General features: G+C 38.4%; 17 protein-coding genes. 13 read left to right on the top strand and 4 right to left on the bottom strand.

Annotated elements, in window-relative coordinates; genetic code table 11:
• The first annotated feature begins 153 nt into the window (after positions 1-153).
• The 3 genes from B7E07_RS08855 to B7E07_RS08865 all read left to right on the top strand — a co-directional run bounded on the left by B7E07_RS08855 (position 154) and on the right by B7E07_RS08865 (position 5,946).
• On the top strand, positions 154-3,792 hold the full coding sequence (locus B7E07_RS08855; protein ID WP_080845518.1) for a dynamin family protein: 3,639 nt from the start codon (positions 154-156) through the stop codon (positions 3,790-3,792).
• A gap of 103 nt (positions 3,793-3,895) precedes the next feature.
• Positions 3,896-4,741 carry a sulfurtransferase gene (locus B7E07_RS08860; RefSeq protein WP_257391421.1) on the top strand — a complete coding sequence of 282 codons (846 nt, stop codon included), beginning with the start codon at positions 3,896-3,898 and terminating at the stop codon, positions 4,739-4,741.
• 314 nt (positions 4,742-5,055) lie between these two features.
• On the top strand, positions 5,056-5,946 hold the full coding sequence (locus B7E07_RS08865; RefSeq protein ID WP_080845520.1) for a 5'-3' exonuclease: 891 nt from the start codon (positions 5,056-5,058) through the stop codon (positions 5,944-5,946).
• 65 nt (positions 5,947-6,011) lie between these two features.
• Here the strand turns inward: B7E07_RS08865 and sspL are convergent, their stop codons facing one another.
• Entirely contained in the window at positions 6,012-6,149 is a 138-nt protein-coding gene (sspL, locus tag B7E07_RS08870) for a small, acid-soluble spore protein L (protein WP_080845521.1), read from the bottom strand.
• Positions 6,150-6,247: 98 nt separating this feature from the next.
• On the opposite strand from sspL, the gene B7E07_RS08875 reads away from it, so the two are divergent.
• Positions 6,248-6,709, top strand: coding sequence for a divergent PAP2 family protein (locus tag B7E07_RS08875; RefSeq protein ID WP_066444376.1), 462 nt, complete (start codon positions 6,248-6,250; stop codon positions 6,707-6,709).
• 60 nt (positions 6,710-6,769) lie between these two features.
• Positions 6,770-7,051, top strand: a complete 282-nt coding sequence (locus tag B7E07_RS08880; protein WP_066444380.1) for a DUF6123 family protein — start codon at positions 6,770-6,772, stop codon at positions 7,049-7,051.
• A 134-nt stretch (positions 7,052-7,185) separates the two neighbouring features.
• On the opposite strand, the gene B7E07_RS08885 is transcribed toward B7E07_RS08880, so the two are convergent.
• Positions 7,186-8,094, bottom strand: a complete 909-nt coding sequence (locus B7E07_RS08885; RefSeq protein ID WP_080849150.1) for a DMT family transporter — start codon at positions 8,092-8,094, stop codon at positions 7,186-7,188.
• Positions 8,094-8,501 (bottom strand): reverse transcriptase-like protein, encoded by a 408-nt coding sequence (locus B7E07_RS08890; protein WP_066444383.1) that lies wholly within the window; start codon positions 8,499-8,501, stop codon positions 8,094-8,096. The genes B7E07_RS08885 and B7E07_RS08890 overlap by 1 nt, the downstream gene beginning before the upstream one ends.
• Positions 8,502-8,616: 115 nt before the next feature.
• Here B7E07_RS08890 and B7E07_RS08895 point away from each other — a divergent pair, with 115 nt between their 5' ends.
• The gene (locus tag B7E07_RS08895; protein ID WP_080845522.1) at positions 8,617-9,273 is read left to right on the top strand and encodes a ribonuclease H family protein; all 657 of its coding nucleotides are present in this window, start codon (positions 8,617-8,619) and stop codon (positions 9,271-9,273) included.
• A 20-nt stretch (positions 9,274-9,293) separates the two neighbouring features.
• A complete protein-coding gene (locus B7E07_RS08900) occupies positions 9,294-9,470 on the top strand; it encodes a zinc-finger domain-containing protein (protein WP_080845523.1) in 177 nt (58 codons plus the stop codon).
• 70 nt (positions 9,471-9,540) lie between these two features.
• Here the strand turns inward: B7E07_RS08900 and cspD are convergent, their stop codons facing one another.
• The gene (cspD, locus tag B7E07_RS08905) at positions 9,541-9,741 is read right to left on the bottom strand and encodes a cold-shock protein CspD (protein WP_057771282.1); all 201 of its coding nucleotides are present in this window, start codon (positions 9,739-9,741) and stop codon (positions 9,541-9,543) included.
• 279 nt (positions 9,742-10,020) lie between these two features.
• Here cspD and B7E07_RS08910 point away from each other — a divergent pair, with 279 nt between their 5' ends.
• From B7E07_RS08910 to B7E07_RS08935, 6 genes are all read left to right on the top strand, one after another.
• Positions 10,021-10,314, top strand: a complete 294-nt coding sequence (locus B7E07_RS08910; protein ID WP_080845524.1) for a hypothetical protein — start codon at positions 10,021-10,023, stop codon at positions 10,312-10,314.
• Positions 10,315-10,551: 237 nt separating this feature from the next.
• Complete coding sequence (locus tag B7E07_RS08915; RefSeq protein ID WP_080845525.1) at positions 10,552-11,487, top strand: metal ABC transporter solute-binding protein, Zn/Mn family; 936 nt, start codon at positions 10,552-10,554, stop codon at positions 11,485-11,487.
• A 12-nt stretch (positions 11,488-11,499) separates the two neighbouring features.
• Positions 11,500-12,249, top strand: a complete 750-nt coding sequence (locus B7E07_RS08920) for a metal ABC transporter ATP-binding protein (RefSeq protein ID WP_080845526.1) — start codon at positions 11,500-11,502, stop codon at positions 12,247-12,249.
• Between the two features lie 10 nt (positions 12,250-12,259).
• On the top strand, positions 12,260-13,192 hold the full coding sequence (locus B7E07_RS08925) for a metal ABC transporter permease (RefSeq protein ID WP_080845527.1): 933 nt from the start codon (positions 12,260-12,262) through the stop codon (positions 13,190-13,192).
• Positions 13,189-14,076: a metal ABC transporter permease gene (locus B7E07_RS08930; protein WP_080845528.1), complete on the top strand. Its 888-nt coding sequence runs from the start codon at positions 13,189-13,191 to the stop codon at positions 14,074-14,076. The genes B7E07_RS08925 and B7E07_RS08930 overlap by 4 nt, the downstream gene beginning before the upstream one ends.
• A 129-nt stretch (positions 14,077-14,205) precedes the next feature.
• On the top strand, positions 14,206-16,365 hold the full coding sequence (locus tag B7E07_RS08935; protein WP_080845529.1) for a DNA topoisomerase III: 2,160 nt from the start codon (positions 14,206-14,208) through the stop codon (positions 16,363-16,365).
• The last annotated feature ends 80 nt before the right edge of the window (positions 16,366-16,445 follow it).

A 16,445-nucleotide genomic window follows, 5' to 3' on the forward strand; every position in this document is an offset into this window, starting at 1 on the left:
CCAGGACTTGCAGTAAAGTCCTGGTTTTTTTATTGTCTAATTTTATAGGTCCTTTTTGAGTGCAAAAAGTTTGAAAAATCAAAAGACATACATAGGAAAAGTGATAAAAATCATATACAATAATAACAATACAGATGGCAAGGGGAACTTAATATGATTCAAACGGAACTTCAGCAGTTAGACAAAAATCAATTAATAGAACGAATTACCTCATTTTATCAATATGTTCATGATAAAGCTGATGTCAAAACAGCAGAAAGAGCGAAAGACCTAGCGCAAAAACTTCATAAGGAAGAGTATGCCATAGCGTTTTGCGGCCATTTTTCCGCCGGGAAATCAAGCATGATCAATTCAGTTGCAGGAGAGAATCTTCTTCCTTCAAGTCCGATACCAACGAGTGCTAATTTAGTGAAAATTAAAGCAGGCGATGACTATGCAAAAGTGTATTTTAAAAGTGGTGCGATTAAAGTTTATGAAGCTCCATATGATTATGAAAAAATAAAAAAATACAGCAAAGATGGCGATCAAATTCAATCAGTTGAGATAAGTCATTCTCAGACATCACTTCCTGCTCATGCAATTGTAATGGATACACCTGGTATTGATTCAACGGATGATGCTCATCGAATCGCAACTGAATCAGCGATGCATCTGGCTGATGTTGTTTTTTATGTGATGGATTATAACCATGTTCAAGCTGAATTAAATTTCTTGTTTACTAAAGAACTTGTCAATGCAGGCAAAAAGGTGTATTTAGTTATCAATCAAATTGATAAGCATAGGGAAGAAGAGCTAAGCTTTGAACAGTTTCAAAATGGTGTAAGAGATTCGTTTGCATCATGGGGGGTTATTCCCGAGAGGATTTTTTATACGACTTTAAAAGAAGAAGATCATCCACATAATGAATATACCGATTTACAGAACAATCTGCAGCACTTATTAAAAGATGGAAGAAAGCAGCTGCCGCAGTCTATTTATCATTCTTTAGAAAAACTAATGAAAGATCACCATATATGGATGGAGGAACAAAGCGCGGATCAGTTAGATTCATATGAGCGTGTATTAGCAGATTTAAATGAAGATGAGCGAGCGCTCGTTCCCGAAAAGCTGCAGGAAATAAATAAGATTATCGATGAGAAAAAGAAAGCGGCTACAATAATTGAAGTGAACTTAAATGACCAGGTAGATGAAATTCTTAAAAGTGCTTATATGATGCCGTTTCAGACAAGAGAACTCGCTGAAAACTACCTGAGGGCAGAGCAGCCTGATTTCAAAGTAGGACTGTTTTTTTCCAAACAAAAGACTATGGCTGAAAAAGAACAGCGGCTAACACAGTTTTATGATGACTTTTCTGATAAGGTAAACGCCCAGATTAATTGGCATCTGCGTCAGTTTTTGCAGAAGACACTGAAGGAGCAGGAAATCAATAGTGATACTCTTTATGAACAGGCTCAGCAGTTTGAAGTGAAGTTTGATAAAAGTCTGTTATCAAATACCGTTAAAACTGGCGCAAGATTATCTGGTGATTATGTGCTTCAATATACGAATGATGTGGCCGAAAATATTAAAAAAATAGCAAAATCTGAGTATCGCATGATGAAAGATAAAATCATAGCTTCTATCGAAAAGAAGGGTGAAAAACAGCTTCTTCAACTATCTGCAGACCTTGCCGAACTAAACCGCTATGATGAAGCCTTAAAGGAAGTAAACACCGTCAAAGAACAATTAAAGCAAGCAAAGTCCTATATGATTGATCTTTTAACTGGAGCAGCTTCACCAGACAATATTCAGATCACATGGGGTGATCTAATAGCAGATGAAGAAGCAAATGTAGAAATCGTTACGGAAGAATATGCTATAAAGGAAGAAAAGAAACACTTTAAAAAGGTAATCGATCAGCCTGAAGCAGAAAAAGCTGCAGTCAGTCAGCAGGAAACATCAGCATTGGTTGAAAAGCTTTTGCATACTTCAACTTTACTAGCTGACGTACCTGGGTTTAAAACCATATCAGAGCAGCTGATCATAAAAGCAGACCGAATTAAAAATCAGCAGTTCACAGTAGCACTATTTGGGGCCTTTAGTGCAGGGAAATCATCTTTTGCCAATGCATTAATAGGCGAGAAGGTTCTGCCGGTTTCACCAAACCCCACAACTGCAGCCATCAATAAGATTATGCCAATTGATACAGACCATGGGCACGGAACTGTTTTGGTATATGTTAAAAAAGAAGACATCCTCTTTCAGGATATTAATGAATCATTAAAGGTTTTTGGTTTGTCTGCAGTCAATTTGAGTGATGCTCTGCAGAAAATTGATAAGATTTTTCAGCCTGAACAACAAATTGAGGCATATGAGAAAACACATTTTGCCTTTTTGAAAGCATTTTCACAAGGTTTTTCAGAATTTCAAAACAATCTTGGGGAAATGATCACAACCAATCTTAGCGAACTGGCAGATTATGTTGCGAAGGAAGAAAAATCCTGTTTTGTTGACTTAATAGAAGTGTACTATGACTGCCCGCTGACAAGAAGCGGTATTACGCTTGTTGATACTCCAGGAGCAGATTCGATTAATGCCCGTCATACTGGAGTGGCGTTTAATTATATTAAAAATTCAGATGCAATCCTGTTCGTAACCTACTATAATCATGCCTTCTCAAAAGCGGATCGGGAATTTCTCATTCAGCTTGGCCGTGTAAAGGATTCCTTTGAGCTTGATAAGATGTTTTTTATCGTTAACGCTATTGATCTTGCCAACAATGAAGAAGAGCTTGAAGACGTTCGGACATATGTTAAGGAACAGCTGACGCAATATGGAGTACGCCTTCCTTCTGTATATGGTGTATCAAGTTTACAGGCATTAGAGCAAAAGAAAAATAATGGTTCATTACATGAGGGAATGCAGCACTTTGAAGAGCGTTTCTATTCATTTATACATCATGACCTAATGAACATATCGATCTTAAGTGCTAAACGTGAACAAGAAAGATCAAAAGAGCAGCTGAAGGCATTTATTTCGTCTTCAATGGAAGATCAGTCATTAAAAGAGCAAAAAATTCAAGCTTTGGCAGCAGAGCAGCAGCGAATGCAGCATCTTCTCAAAGAACAAAGAACGGATTTGCTGCAGAAAAGATTTACTCAAGAAGCCGACGAGCTAACCTTTTATATAAACCAGAGAGTATTCTTGAGATTTAGTGACTTTGTCAAAGAATCGTTTAATCCCTCCCTGCTAAAAGATGATGGCAGAAATTTAAAACGTGCATTAGGAACAGCTTTAGAAGACTTTCTAAAAAGCTTTGGGTTTGATTTTGCACAAGAAATGAGGGCCACCTCTTTAAGAGCAGAAGTTTTTATAGGAAAAATACTGCAGGAGCAGCATGAACGTTTAATGAATGAACTGAAAGAAATCAATCAAAATATCTCTTTTACTTCATTTGAAAAAGCACAGTTTGAACCTATAGAATTTACAACTGCTTTCTCAGATCTAGATCAGCAGATGTTTAAGAAAGCATTATCTTATTTTAAAAATCCTAAAGCATTTTTTGAGAAAAATGAGCGGAAGCTTCTGGCAGATGAATTGCAGGCTGCAATGGAGGATCCCGCAGATGCATACTTACAAAGGGAAGGGGAGAGGCTGAAAAATCATTATCAACCGCTGTTGACTAATGAATATAGCCGTATAGCAGACTCAATGCTCGAGCAAACCAATGAATATTATAACGGCTTACTTTCTGCGCTTTCTAACCAATATCCAATAGAGAAGTTATATGAAATTGAAAAGCAAATTTCATGATTTTTAGAGGGGTTTTGGAAACAAAATCCCTCTTTCTTATAAGCTTTTTGCTAAAATGACAGCATACTGCAAAAGAAACACAGGAAATGGAGGAGGATTTCAGTTGAGAACAATTGATGCTAACTGGCTTAAACAGCACTTGAATGATGAAAAACTCGTTATCGCAGATTGCCGATTTCATTTAAGTGATCCGGAGGAAGGTGCAAAGTTATATAAAAAAGATCATATTCCTGGTGCGCTTTATTTTGATCTGGAAAAGGATTTATCAGTTCCAGTTCAGCAGCATGGCGGAAGACACCCATTGCCGCCAATGAATAACTTTATCGGGTTATTGGAGCGTTCGGGCATCGACCGGGCAACAACTGTTGTTGCATATGACGGCGGGCAAGGTGCTTTTGCTTCGCGTTTGTGGTGGATGCTTACATATGTCGGTCATGAAAAGGTATATATTTTAAATGGCGGTTATGAAAATTGGAAGAAACAAGATGGTGTCGTAACTGACGAAATTCCAACTCCAGCACCTGTCAGCTATAGTCCGGCCTACAAGCATGACATGATTGCTACATACGAAGAAGTAAAAGAAGCTGTCAGTGAAAAGCTAAATAATATAGTAATGATTGACTCACGTGAGGAGAAAAGATACTTAGGAATAGAAGAGCCAATAGACAAAAAGGCAGGAAGAATACCTGGGGCCATAAACAAAGTTTGGTTTGAAGGACTGGAGAATGGAAGCTTTAAAAATGCAAAAGAACAGCAAAAGAGATTCACAGACATCGACCCTTCTAAAACACTAATCGTCTACTGCGGTTCAGGCGTCACCGCCGCACCAAACTACATTGCCCTAAAAGAAGCTGGCTACCCACATGTCAAACTATACCCAGGCAGCTTCAGCGACTGGATCTCATATGAAGAAAATGAAGTGGAAACGGGTCCATTTAAAGGACTTTAATAGCGTCAATTGTAAAACTGAAGCTTAAAGAGAAGTAAGTATTTATGCTGTATTAAATAGAAGTATCGTTTGATTTCCACTCCATGGTACTCGCTTTCCTGCGGGGGGGGTGCTGAGCCTCCTCGTCGCGCCGAGGAGGCTCAGCTTCCTCCCCTCGGAAAGTGAGTGTCCGCAGCGCAATGGAACGGACTCGTATAAGAGATAATTGAATAACCGTATAAAACGCCTTTTTTGGTATTTTATATCCAGTTTTTAAAGAACTTATTAACCTATGCTATAATAGTATCTACGCAGTTTTCCAAGGAGGAATATAAATGAAAGAAGATAAATCTACTCTACTATTAGTCGACGGAATGGCCCTTTTATTCAGAGCCTATTTTGCAACAGCAGTCAGCGGTCAATTTATGATCAATTCAAAAGGAGTTCCAACCAATGCAGTCTATGGCTTTGTGAAACACTTTTTAACCGCTATGTCTTCATTTAACCCAAGCCATGTAGCTGTGTGCTGGGATATGGGCAGTAAAACATTTAGAACAGAAATGTTTGATGGGTATAAATCTAACAGACCAGAGGCTCCAATTGAGCTTCAGCCACAATTTGAACTTGTAAAAGACGTGGTAGAAGCTTTTGATGTTCCGAACATCGGCTTATCAGGCTACGAAGCAGATGATTGTATCGGCACCATAGCAAGAAGTGCTTCCAAGGAATGCAATGTCATAATCTTGACTGGTGACCAAGATATTTTACAGCTATTAGATGAACAGATCTCAGTTGTTCTTCTCCAAAAGGGATATGGTAATTATAAAGTTCATACAAAAGATACATTCTTCGAGGAAAAAGGCATTACACCCAAGCAGATGATTGATCTAAAGGCTTTTATGGGGGATACAAGTGATAACTATCCTGGTGTTAAAGGAATTGGAGAAAAAACAGCATTAAAGCTGCTTCAGCAGTACGAGCATATTGAAGGAGTACTTGCTCATTTAACAGAGCTTCCAAAAGGGCAAAGAACGAAAATCGAACAAGATCTTGAAATGCTTCACTTAAGCAGACAGTTAGCGGAAATTAAATGCGATGTTCCTGTTACGTGTACACTAGAACAATCGCACTATAAAATAAATCGCGAAAAAGTTCTTGCTAAGTTTACAGAAGTCGAATTCCGCGGACTCCATAAATTCATACAGGAAGAACAGCAATACGCTTAAAATAAATACCAAGATAAAGTGCGTATTAGAAAAAGGCCGACCAGTGATCGGCCTTTTTACTTTTTTTATTTTGTGTTTTTCTTCTTCGCTGCATTCTCAAGCTTGCTTTTAGGCTCCTCAGTAAATTCAGCGTCCTGTCCGTAGCCTTGCGGATTTACACCAGATGCTTTTGTGCCACGGTTATCATTGCCTCTTCTGCTCATCTCTTCATTCACCTCTCTTTTATGATCGATGTTTAGTAGTATGACCGAAAAGGAATAATTACACTACACAAACTCCAAAATAAACAGGAGGTGATGATATGAATAAAGGAGTCTACATAGCACTCTTAAGTATAGGACTTGCTCAAGGGTTAAAAATTCCGATCCATTATGCAAAAGAAAAAGAATTGCGGCCAGAACTCTTTTTTCAAACAGGAGGGATGCCTAGTTCACATTCAGCTGGAGTCTCCTCTCTGACGACATTCATTGCATTACAAAGAGGAGTTCCAACAGTTGATTTTGCGCTATCCCTAGTTTACGGACTTATTGTCATGTATGATGCACAGGGGATCCGCCGTCAAACGGGCGAACTTACACTAAAGGTAAATAGCCTTGGTGAACTAGTCGATAAAATCAATGCAGATGATACAGTTGAATTTAAAGAGGAAAAGCCAAAGAAGCTAAAAGAAATGCTGGGACATCAGCCTCAGGAGGTAATTGGTGGAGCGATACTCGGAGTTATTACAGGTACAATCGGCTATTATTTGACCAAAAAAAGGTAGATAATTGTCGAAATTTACGGTAATATTTGAGGAGGAATGCTTTGTCAATTAGGGAGAGGAATGAATATGACTGTAAAAACAGTGGAAGAATATGTTCGTTTTTTAGAAAGCAAAGGCTTTCAGCTGAAAGAAGATGCCATTGGTTTTATCTACTTCGGCAAGCATTATACGAATGCTGGGGATGAACTTGTGAATGCAGCTTTAGAACTTACTCTAAAAATACAAAAGTCATTTGATGGCAGTTTTTATATGTCCTTACTTGAAATGCTCACAACTCATGGTATAAAAAATAGGCAGGAAGCCATACAATTTGTAAAAGAAAAGCATTTGCTTGCCATATAATTGAATAAAGACTAAGAAGGCGTGCAACCACACGCCTTTTCTTTTTTATCCATGTGCCATAAGGCTTTAACAGAACAGGTCCTGAGCCTATATTAAGGCTCATTTTTAAAATGTTGAGTGCACAATAAAGATCTTTAAGCTTCGAGCTGTGCTTTATTGCTTTTTTTCGGAATCTCAGCAAAAATCATCCCGGCAAAAATGAATCCGCAGCCAATAACGGCGGTTGAAGCTAATCGTTCATCATTCCATAAATAGCCTGCTAAAGCTGCAAAAACCGGTTCAGTCGCAAATATTAGCGCAACTCTTGCTGGTGTCGTATATTGCTGAAATGCTGTTTGTGCTAAAAACGCAAGAGCAGTAGCAAATACGGATGTAATCAGGAGCGCCATTATAACATCCACATTAAACATAATTGATGGGTTTAGAACAGTTTGCCAATCTTCTGTCACTATAGAAAAAATCATAGAGAGCAGAGAAACAAACAGCAATTGCACAATCGTTAAAGGAAGCACGGCATGCTTGCTGCTGTATTTTCCGGTCATAATAATATGCATGGCAAAGCCAATTGCGCATATAAATATGTAACCATCACCGATATTTAAGGAAACGGTATCCGTCATAGTCAGTAAATATAATCCCCCTGCAGCAACGATAGCACCGATTAAAGCATTTCTGCCAGGGTTTAATTTGAATAGCAAACATGAAAACAAGGGCACAAGCACAACGCTTAAACCAGTAATAAAGCCTGCTTTTGAAGAAGTGGTGTAAAGAAGGCCGACTGTTTGAAAAGCATAGCCAATAAATAACCAAAATCCAATTTTCATACCTGCAGCAATCAAATTTTTATTAAAATGGACCAGTTTGTTTCTATTAAAAACAATCTGTAAGAGGAATAATAATAATCCTGCTATAAAAAATCGGATTGCATTGAATGTAAAAGGCTCTAAAAAAGCAATCGCATTTTGGACAACAACAAATGTCAGGCCCCATACGAAGGCTACAAGAAGAAGTGAGATATGGGCAACACTATGTTTATTATTAATCACTGTTCAATATCCTTTGTATTATTTTTTCGAATGGCAGCGCGAGCTAAATCATCAGCACTTTTATTTTCAGAGCTAGGCACCCATTTTATAAAAAAAAGCGGCAGCTGCTTGCTTAACAGTAATGCCTGTTCTAATAATGGGGAATATCTTTTATTTTTTACAAATTCTTTCTCCATTGCAGCGTTAACAAGCTGTGAGTCGGTGCGAAATGAAACCGTCTGATAATTTTTCTGAATACAAATTTCCAGAGCTTTTATTAACGCATGATATTCTGCTTCGTGATTCTCCATAATACCTAATGGAATCGAGTGCCTTTCAACATTGCCATTGGCTTTTATAAATATGCCAGCACCGCTGGGTCCAGGGTTCCCGGCACTTGCTCCGTCAATATATACTTCAATCATTCATGATCCTCCATCAAATCCTGTAAATTATGTAAGCTAAAAATAAGTGTATCATAAAAGTATCACCACCTAAACTACATGATTTGCTTCAAATTAGGAAGAAAGGATAAAATAAATGAAATATAAATTAGAATGGAATTATAAATTAAAAGGAAATTCAAATGTATTTTTTACATCAGATTGGCTGACAGGTGAATTGGCTCTTTTAACAGGAGAAGAACTTACTAAGTCTGGCCGGGCTTCAGATATGGTATATTATGATGAACGCGGTACATCCTGGACGTTAAAGGAACTGGGAAAACTGCTGGAAGAAATTGAGGAAGAACCCCATGATATCGTCGTTTATTTTGATGGGGGCTATGATAAACAGGAACAGCTGGCAGGATTAGGGGCTGTGATTTATTATAAACAGGGCAAAAAAAAATACCGTCTGCGTGCTAATGAATTGCTGCATGAGATTGATGATAATAATGAAGCTGAATATGCAGCATTTTATTTTTGTGTTAATATGCTTGAAGAAATGGGTGTCCGCCATATGAGCTGTGAATTTAAAGGTGACTCACAAGTCGTTTTGAATCAGCTGGCTGGCGAGTGGCCGTGCTATGAAGAAAATTTAAATCGATGGCTCGACCGCATCGAAGCAAAAATAAAGAAACTTGGATTAATACCAGCATATTCGCCGGTAGGAAGAAATGAAAATAAAGAGGCAGATAAACTTGCCACTCAAGCAATTGAAGGGAAAAGCATCCACAGCAAAATACAAATGATATAAGGAGCGGAGGTGTAAGGGTTATGGAAAGAAAAAAAGTGATCCAAGAGGCAGAATCCATTATGGAAGCATATTGTAAAGGCTGTTTCTTGCATCAGCATCATAAGGAGGAAAAAGGAAGGCGCTTTGCACACCGCTTCTGCATCACACAGTGTACAGTGGGGAAGAAAATAAAATCAATTGGAAAAGAATTGTGCTGATTCACCAGAAGTTGAAAGTCCTAAAGAATGACAAAAGGCTGGCACAAGGCCAGCCTAGTTTATTATAAGATTATAGTTTTACTACGTTAGCAGCTTGAGGTCCGCGATTTCCTTCAACGATTTCGAAAGAAACTTCTTGACCTTCTTCTAAAGATTTGAAACCGTCACCTGTGATAGCTGTGAAGTGAACGAATACATCGTCTCCGCCCTCAACTTCGATAAAACCGAAACCTTTTTCATTGTTGAACCATTTTACTTTACCGTTTTGCATGTTAACTTTTCCTCCTAAACCTTAGAAGACACCTATGTGCCTAAGATAAATATTATCACTCAACTTAAACATATTACAAATAAATTGTATATATTCTGTTAAATGATGATTATAATATACACGAATGCCTGGCCACAGTCAAGGTTCAAGACCGCAAAAATTGGAAAAAAACCTAAAATATTAACAAAATTTAAAAAATAATATTTTTGATGAAAATGCACATAAAAATCTTCCTTCCTCATACTAATATTTTAAACTCTGAGAAGAGGGTGAGAGAATATGTTCAGGTTTTCAATTGATGATTTAGAATGGATTTTAAGATTTTCTCCAAACTTTCATCTTGATGAAGATATTAAACAAGCAATAATCAACTCTATTCGGCTGATAGGAAAAGAGATCCTGGCATACTCTCATGGCGATTCTTTTATTATCATGAATGATCGAGTTGGATTAATTGTGTTTCATGTTGAAAAAATCCCATCTCACATTCTAACCGTAGCAAATGTTGTCAGTATGAATCGCTTTTATGTGCTTGAACATATGACGATCACTCCTTTTAAAAAGAATGGTTAAAAGCAGCAAAGTTTTTATAAAAGAATAAGGTTCTAATGTAAAAATCGGCTAATGGCCGATTTTTTTTCTTTTGAATTGACAAATAACTAAAAACAGTTAAAATGTTGCACTAAGGAAACAATTATTGCTTAATAAAAAAAACGTGTCTTATGTTAAAATGTGTGCACTAAGCATAAAATTGTGCATATACTCATCTAAGACTGAACTAAATAATTTCCAAAGGGAGATGGGGAGAAAATGAAAAAGCTGTTAGGGTTAACTATTGCAATGCTTGTAATGATTTTGGCGGCGTGTTCAGGTGAGTCAGCATCGGAGGATTCAACACAATCAGACGGTGAAAAGCTAACTGTGACAACAACGATTGGGCAAATAGCTGATGGAGTAAAAAATATTGGCGGAGACAAAGTGGAAGTTATTAGTTTAATGGGACCTGGAACAGATCCTCATCTTTATAAGGCAACACAGGGCGATATCGCAAAGTTTGAAGAAGCAGATGTTATCTTTTATAACGGATTGCACCTGGAAGGTAAAATCTTAGAAGTCCTTGAAAAAATGAATGCTGATAAGCCAACATATGCAATCGCTGAAAATGTCAGTGAAGGCGAATTGCTTGAAGATGCTGAAGATAGCTCAGCTGCGGATCCCCATGTATGGTTTGATATTGATCTGTGGAAGCAGGCCTTAAAGAAGGTTGAAGAAGGGCTTATAGAGGTAGACCCGGATAACCAGGCATATTATGAAGAAAATGCTCAGAAATATTATGCTGAATTGGATGATTTAAAAGAATTTGCTGCAGAAGAAATGTCAAGCATTCCTGAAGATCAACGAGTTCTTGTAACTGCTCATGATGCATTTGGCTACTTTGGAAATGCTTACGATATGGAAGTAATGGGTTTACAAGGCATTAGCACAGAATCTGAATATGGTCTAGGGGACGTACAATCATTAGTAGATACATTAACAGAGCGTGAAATTAAGGCAGTATTTGTTGAGTCCAGTATTTCTGAGAAATCAATTAACGCTGTTATTGAAGGTGCAAAAGACAAAGGGCACACAGTAACGATTGGCGGAGAGCTATACTCTGATGCAATGGGCGAAGAAGGTACAGAAGAAGGAACGTATATCGGCATGTATAGACATAATGTTGAAACGATCGCTGATGCACTGAAATAAGGAGTGGAAATGATGAATCCAGTCGTTGTAAAAGGATTAACTGTCGCATATCAAGAAAAACCAGTTCTAAAGGATATAAACTTTGAGGTGCCAGAAGGAAAGCTAATTGGAATAATTGGGCCAAATGGAGCTGGCAAATCAACGTTAATAAAAGCCATTTTGGGGTTAATTCCTAAGGCGTCAGGACAGATTCAAATCTACAATAAACCGTATCGGGCGAAGGATCGGATTGTAGGGTATGTTCCGCAGAGAGGATCTGTTGATTGGGATTTCCCGACTAATGCACTTGATGTTGTGCTGATGGGCAGATATGGTCATGTTGGCTGGTTTAAAAGACCAGGCAAAAAAGATGAAGCTTTTGCTCTGGAATGTTTAAGGAAAGTCGGAATGGCTGATTTTGCAGACCGCCAAATTAGCCAGCTTTCAGGCGGGCAGCAGCAGAGAGTATTTCTTGCTAGAGCACTGGCACAAGAGGCAAAGGTTTACTTTATGGATGAACCATTTGTTGGTGTCGATGCAGCAACGGAACGTGCGATTATTGATTTATTAAATGATTTGAAAAACCAAGGGAAAACAGTGCTTGTTGTTCATCATGACCTGCAGACTGTAAAAGAGTACTTCGATCATGTTCTGCTTTTAAATGTTGAAGCAATTGCGTCAGGGCCGACAGAAAGCACTTTTACAATGGAAAACCTTCATCAAACATACGGAGGGAAGCTGGCGTTTTTAGAGAAAGGCCAGGTCATGGTAGAACAAAAATGAGGTGCCTGCAATGAATGATTTGATGAATATGGTCTTGAATAACGCTAATACGCAATGGGTACTGCTCGCAACCATGTTGTTAGGCATTGCGAGCGGTGTCCTTGGCAGCATCGCTTTATTAAGGAAGCAAAGTTTAATCGGAGATGCAGTTGCACATGCCGCTTTGCCGGGAATTTGTATTGCCTTTATGTTTACAGGGGAAAAATCATTAATTACTTTACTGATCGGTGCAACGATTACAGGGCTTTTAGCAGCCTACTGCATTCAATTTGTGGTCTCCAATTCTATTATTAAAGAAGATACAGCAATCTGTTTAATTCTTTCCGTCTTTTTTGGCTTTGGCATTGTGCTGTTAACAAAAGTAACGCAATCTCCGGCAGGCAATAAAAGCGGATTAAGCGATTTTATTTTCGGGCAGGCAGCATCACTTGTTGGCAGTGATGTTAAAATGATGGCCATTACAGCTGCTGCATTAATTGTCATCACTGCCTTAATCTTTAAAGAGTTAAAGGTACTGACATTTGATCCGGAATTTGCAAAAGGACTTGGCCTTCCGGCTGGATTTCTTAATCTGGTATTTTTATCTTTATTGGTGGCTGTCATTGTAATCGGTATTCAGGCAGTAGGTGTTATTTTAATGGCGGCATTGCTTATTACTCCTGCAGTTGCTGCGCGCTATTGGACGGATTCTTTAGGTAAAATGATTGTTATATCCGGAATCTTTGGAGCGATCTCGGGTGTGGCTGGCACATTAATCAGCACCTTGGGAGAAGGCCTTGCTACCGGACCGTTTATTGTTGTAACAGCAACGGCATTATTCTTATTCTCTATGTTCTTTGCACCAGGAAGAGGCATTGTAACGAAAGCCATTAAGAGACAATTAAATCATAAGAAGATTAATAGAGAACTGACAATGCAAAAGGAAAGAGGCGAGTACCTATGAGTTACGAGGCATGGATCATTCTAATCGGATCAATGGCTGGCATTACTTGTGGGATTACAGGCTGCTTTCTCATTTTGCGGAAACTTTCAATGCTGGCGGATGCCATTAGTCATACAGTTTTGCTTGGGATTGTGCTGGCCTTTTTAATAAGTCAAAGCATGAATGGAATTTATATGCTCATTGGAGCAGCAGTTGTTGGACTGTTAACAGCTGTTTTTGTTCAGCTGCTCCACAGCAGCGGTGTACAGGAGGATGCCTCTATCGGAGTGGTATTTACGTTCCTATTCGCAATAGGTGTTATATTAATTACCCTCTATGCAGGTGATGTGCATCTCGATGTGGATCATGCACTAATGGGAGAAATCGCATTTGTGCCATGGGATACAGTGCAAATTGGTTTTCTGCCGGAACTTCCGAAGGCGTTTTTAATGTTATCAGCAGTATTGCTGATCGTTCTAGGTATTATTTTCCTTTTCTATAAGGAACTGAAAATTACATCTTTTGATCCTGCTATGGCCGCTGCAATTGGAATCCCAGTACTATTCATTCATTATTTGCTGATGGGAATGGTTTCTCTTACAACAGTCGCATCCTTTGATAGTGTCGGTGCCATTCTCGTTGTTGCCATGCTGATCGCACCAGGGGCTTCTGCCTATTTATTAACAGATAAAATGAGTGTGATGCTTATTTTAAGTGGAGTGTTTGGAGTAGCTGCAGCTATAATAGGATACTATGCTGCTATGCTGTTTAACGTATCCATCTCTGGAAGCATGGCCGCAGTCAATGGAATATTATTTGCTCTCGTCTTCTTCTTTTCTCCAACAAAAGGGTATCTATTTAAAAAATTTGCATTAAAAAAAGTAAAATATGGTTCCGAACAATAAAGGTTAAATAAATGAATAATAGTTTAATTGTAAAGAACGACAAAAAATAGTCGTTCTTTTTTCCTTTCGCTTCAGCTCAATTACAGGTAAAATAGAAACTATTATTAGAACACTTGGAAGTGAAACGCTATGAAACTTATCATTGCTGAAAAACCAGATCAAGGTTTAACTCTAGCCTCAATCTTCAAAATGAAAAAACACCAAGGATTTGTTGAAATCCTCCCTGCTGATCTATTCCCCGAAGGAGCCCTTGTCACATGGGCAGTTGGCCATTTATGCCAGCTGTCAGCTCCAGAAAAATACCATTCATCCTGGAAAAAATGGTCACTAATAAATCTGCCTATTATTCCTGAGCAGTTTCAGTATGAAGTAACAAAGGATAAGGCGAAACAATTTAATGTCATAAAAAAACTCGTACAGGATAAGCGAGTAACAGAAATTATTCATGCTGGTGATGCTGGGAGAGAAGGAGAATTGATCATCCGAAATGTGCTTCGTGTTGCAGGTGCAAAGCAGCCCATGAAACGATTGTGGATTTCTTCCTTAACACCCAAATCTATAAGAGAAGGCTTTTCATCATTACGATCAGAGTCAGATACGCGTAACCTCTATTATGAAGCCTATACGAGAGCATGTGCTGATTGGGTAGTAGGGATGAATGCGTCTAGACTTTATAGTCTTCTGCTCAAAGAAAAAGGCTTTTCTGACGTCTTTTCTGTCGGCAGAGTGCAGACACCAACATTAGCTTTAATCGTGAAAAGAGAAAAGGAGATTGAACGTTTTGTTTCAGAACCTTTTTGGGAAGTAACTGCCGAGTTTAACATGAATGGCAAAACATATCAGGGGAAATGGGAAAAGGATGGAGAGTCCAGAGCAAAATCTAAAGAGCTCGCTGAAAAAATTGCTGCTTTTTGCAAGGGGAAAAACGCAGAAATAACAGAAGTGAAAAAGGAAAAGAAGGAATATTTGCCTCCTATGCTATTTAATTTATCTGCATTACAGGCCGATGCAAACCGCAAATATAAATATCCTCCCAAAAAAACACTTGATATTCTGCAAAAACTTTATCAAAAAGGTTTTGTTTCCTATCCTCGTTCCGATTCACGGCATGTAACAGCTGGAGAAGCAGAAATGTTTCCGGACATCTTAGCGAAACTGTCAGGTTTACAGGAACTCAATGCCTATTTTCCTCTGCCAAAAAAAACGCTTTTAGGCAACAAACGATATGTCGATGATAAAAAAGTAACCGATCACTATGCAATCATTCCGACTGAACAGGTTCCTTCAATCGAAAAGCTTTCTTCTGATGAACAAAAGATTTATATGATGATTGCGCGCAGTTTAATTGCTGCATTTCATGAAAAGTCTGTGGTGGAATATACAGAGGTTGCAACGCTTGTAGATGCAAGAGCAATGTTTAAATCAAAAGGAAAAGTACAGCAGGAACTTGGCTGGCGAAAGGTCATCCCATTAGTGGAGAAAGATAAGGAGCCAAAGCTGCCAATTTTATCGACTGCTGAAAAAGGACAGGTTCTAAAAACAGAAGTTAAAGAAGGCAAGACACAGCCGCCCAAAAGATATACAGAAGGACAGTTGATTACATTAATGAAAACGGCAGGCAAGCATCTGGAAGATAAAGAGCTTGAACAGATGCTGAACAAAACAGAGGGCCTAGGCACAGAGGCAACAAGGGCAGGGATTATTACCATGTTAAAGGATCGTGGCTATATTGATATCCAAAAAAATATTGTCTATGCTACCTCTAAAGCGAAAATCCTAATTAGTGCAATCGGTGAAGAGATACTGGCTTCACCAGAAATGACGGCTAAATGGGAAACGAGACTTCAGCAGATTTCTGAAGGAACCGCGTCACCTAAACAATTTATGGAACAAACAAATAAAATGGTCCTTCACCTGATTCAGGCATCATCCGAGAATAAAGAAAAATGGAAATTTGCACAAGAGGACCAAGATAATTTCACTCCAAGAACATATAAGCAAAAAAGAACCGTTTCACTAGGGAAATGCTTGCTTTGTGATGGAAAAGTAGTTGATAAAGGTTCCTTTTATGGATGTTCCAATTATAAGAAAAGCAAATGCAGCTTTAGTTTATCAAAAAAAATCTTAAATAAAACGATTACCCAAAAGAACATCAAATTGATATTGAAGGATGGCCAGACAGAATTGATTGAGGGGTTTACCAGCAAGGAAAAAGTGTTTTCAGCCAAGCTGGCATGGGATCAGAAAGAGCATAAGCTGAAATTTATTTTTGATAAGAGCCCGGTATGATTGTGAGCAGGTGTTATGCATCTCTGCTTGATTGTAATTTTGGCTCATTTCTAATTTGCAAAAACCTAATTTTTAGACAT

The organism is Cytobacillus gottheilii (assembly GCF_900166665.1).
GTDB classification, from domain to species: domain Bacteria; phylum Bacillota; class Bacilli; order Bacillales; family Cytobacillaceae; genus Cytobacillus; species Cytobacillus gottheilii_A.

Excerpts from the sequence above, each read along its gene's own strand:
- B7E07_RS08855 (WP_080845518.1), top strand. The coding sequence starts at position 154 with ATGATTCAAACGGAACTTCAGCAGTTAGACAAAAATCAATTAATAGAA.
- B7E07_RS08865 (WP_080845520.1), top strand. The coding sequence starts at position 5,056 with ATGAAAGAAGATAAATCTACTCTACTATTAGTCGACGGAATGGCCCTT.
- sspL (WP_080845521.1), bottom strand. The coding sequence starts at position 6,149 with ATGAGCAGAAGAGGCAATGATAACCGTGGCACAAAAGCATCTGGTGTA.
- B7E07_RS08875 (WP_066444376.1), top strand. The coding sequence starts at position 6,248 with ATGAATAAAGGAGTCTACATAGCACTCTTAAGTATAGGACTTGCTCAA.
- B7E07_RS08880 (WP_066444380.1), top strand. The coding sequence starts at position 6,770 with ATGAATATGACTGTAAAAACAGTGGAAGAATATGTTCGTTTTTTAGAA.
- B7E07_RS08890 (WP_066444383.1), bottom strand. The coding sequence starts at position 8,501 with ATGATTGAAGTATATATTGACGGAGCAAGTGCCGGGAACCCTGGACCC.
- B7E07_RS08895 (WP_080845522.1), top strand. The coding sequence starts at position 8,617 with ATGAAATATAAATTAGAATGGAATTATAAATTAAAAGGAAATTCAAAT.
- B7E07_RS08900 (WP_080845523.1), top strand. The coding sequence starts at position 9,294 with ATGGAAAGAAAAAAAGTGATCCAAGAGGCAGAATCCATTATGGAAGCA.
- cspD (WP_057771282.1), bottom strand. The coding sequence starts at position 9,741 with ATGCAAAACGGTAAAGTAAAATGGTTCAACAATGAAAAAGGTTTCGGT.
- B7E07_RS08910 (WP_080845524.1), top strand. The coding sequence starts at position 10,021 with ATGTTCAGGTTTTCAATTGATGATTTAGAATGGATTTTAAGATTTTCT.
- B7E07_RS08915 (WP_080845525.1), top strand. The coding sequence starts at position 10,552 with ATGAAAAAGCTGTTAGGGTTAACTATTGCAATGCTTGTAATGATTTTG.
- B7E07_RS08920 (WP_080845526.1), top strand. The coding sequence starts at position 11,500 with ATGAATCCAGTCGTTGTAAAAGGATTAACTGTCGCATATCAAGAAAAA.
- B7E07_RS08925 (WP_080845527.1), top strand. The coding sequence starts at position 12,260 with ATGAATGATTTGATGAATATGGTCTTGAATAACGCTAATACGCAATGG.
- B7E07_RS08930 (WP_080845528.1), top strand. The coding sequence starts at position 13,189 with ATGAGTTACGAGGCATGGATCATTCTAATCGGATCAATGGCTGGCATT.
- B7E07_RS08935 (WP_080845529.1), top strand. The coding sequence starts at position 14,206 with ATGAAACTTATCATTGCTGAAAAACCAGATCAAGGTTTAACTCTAGCC.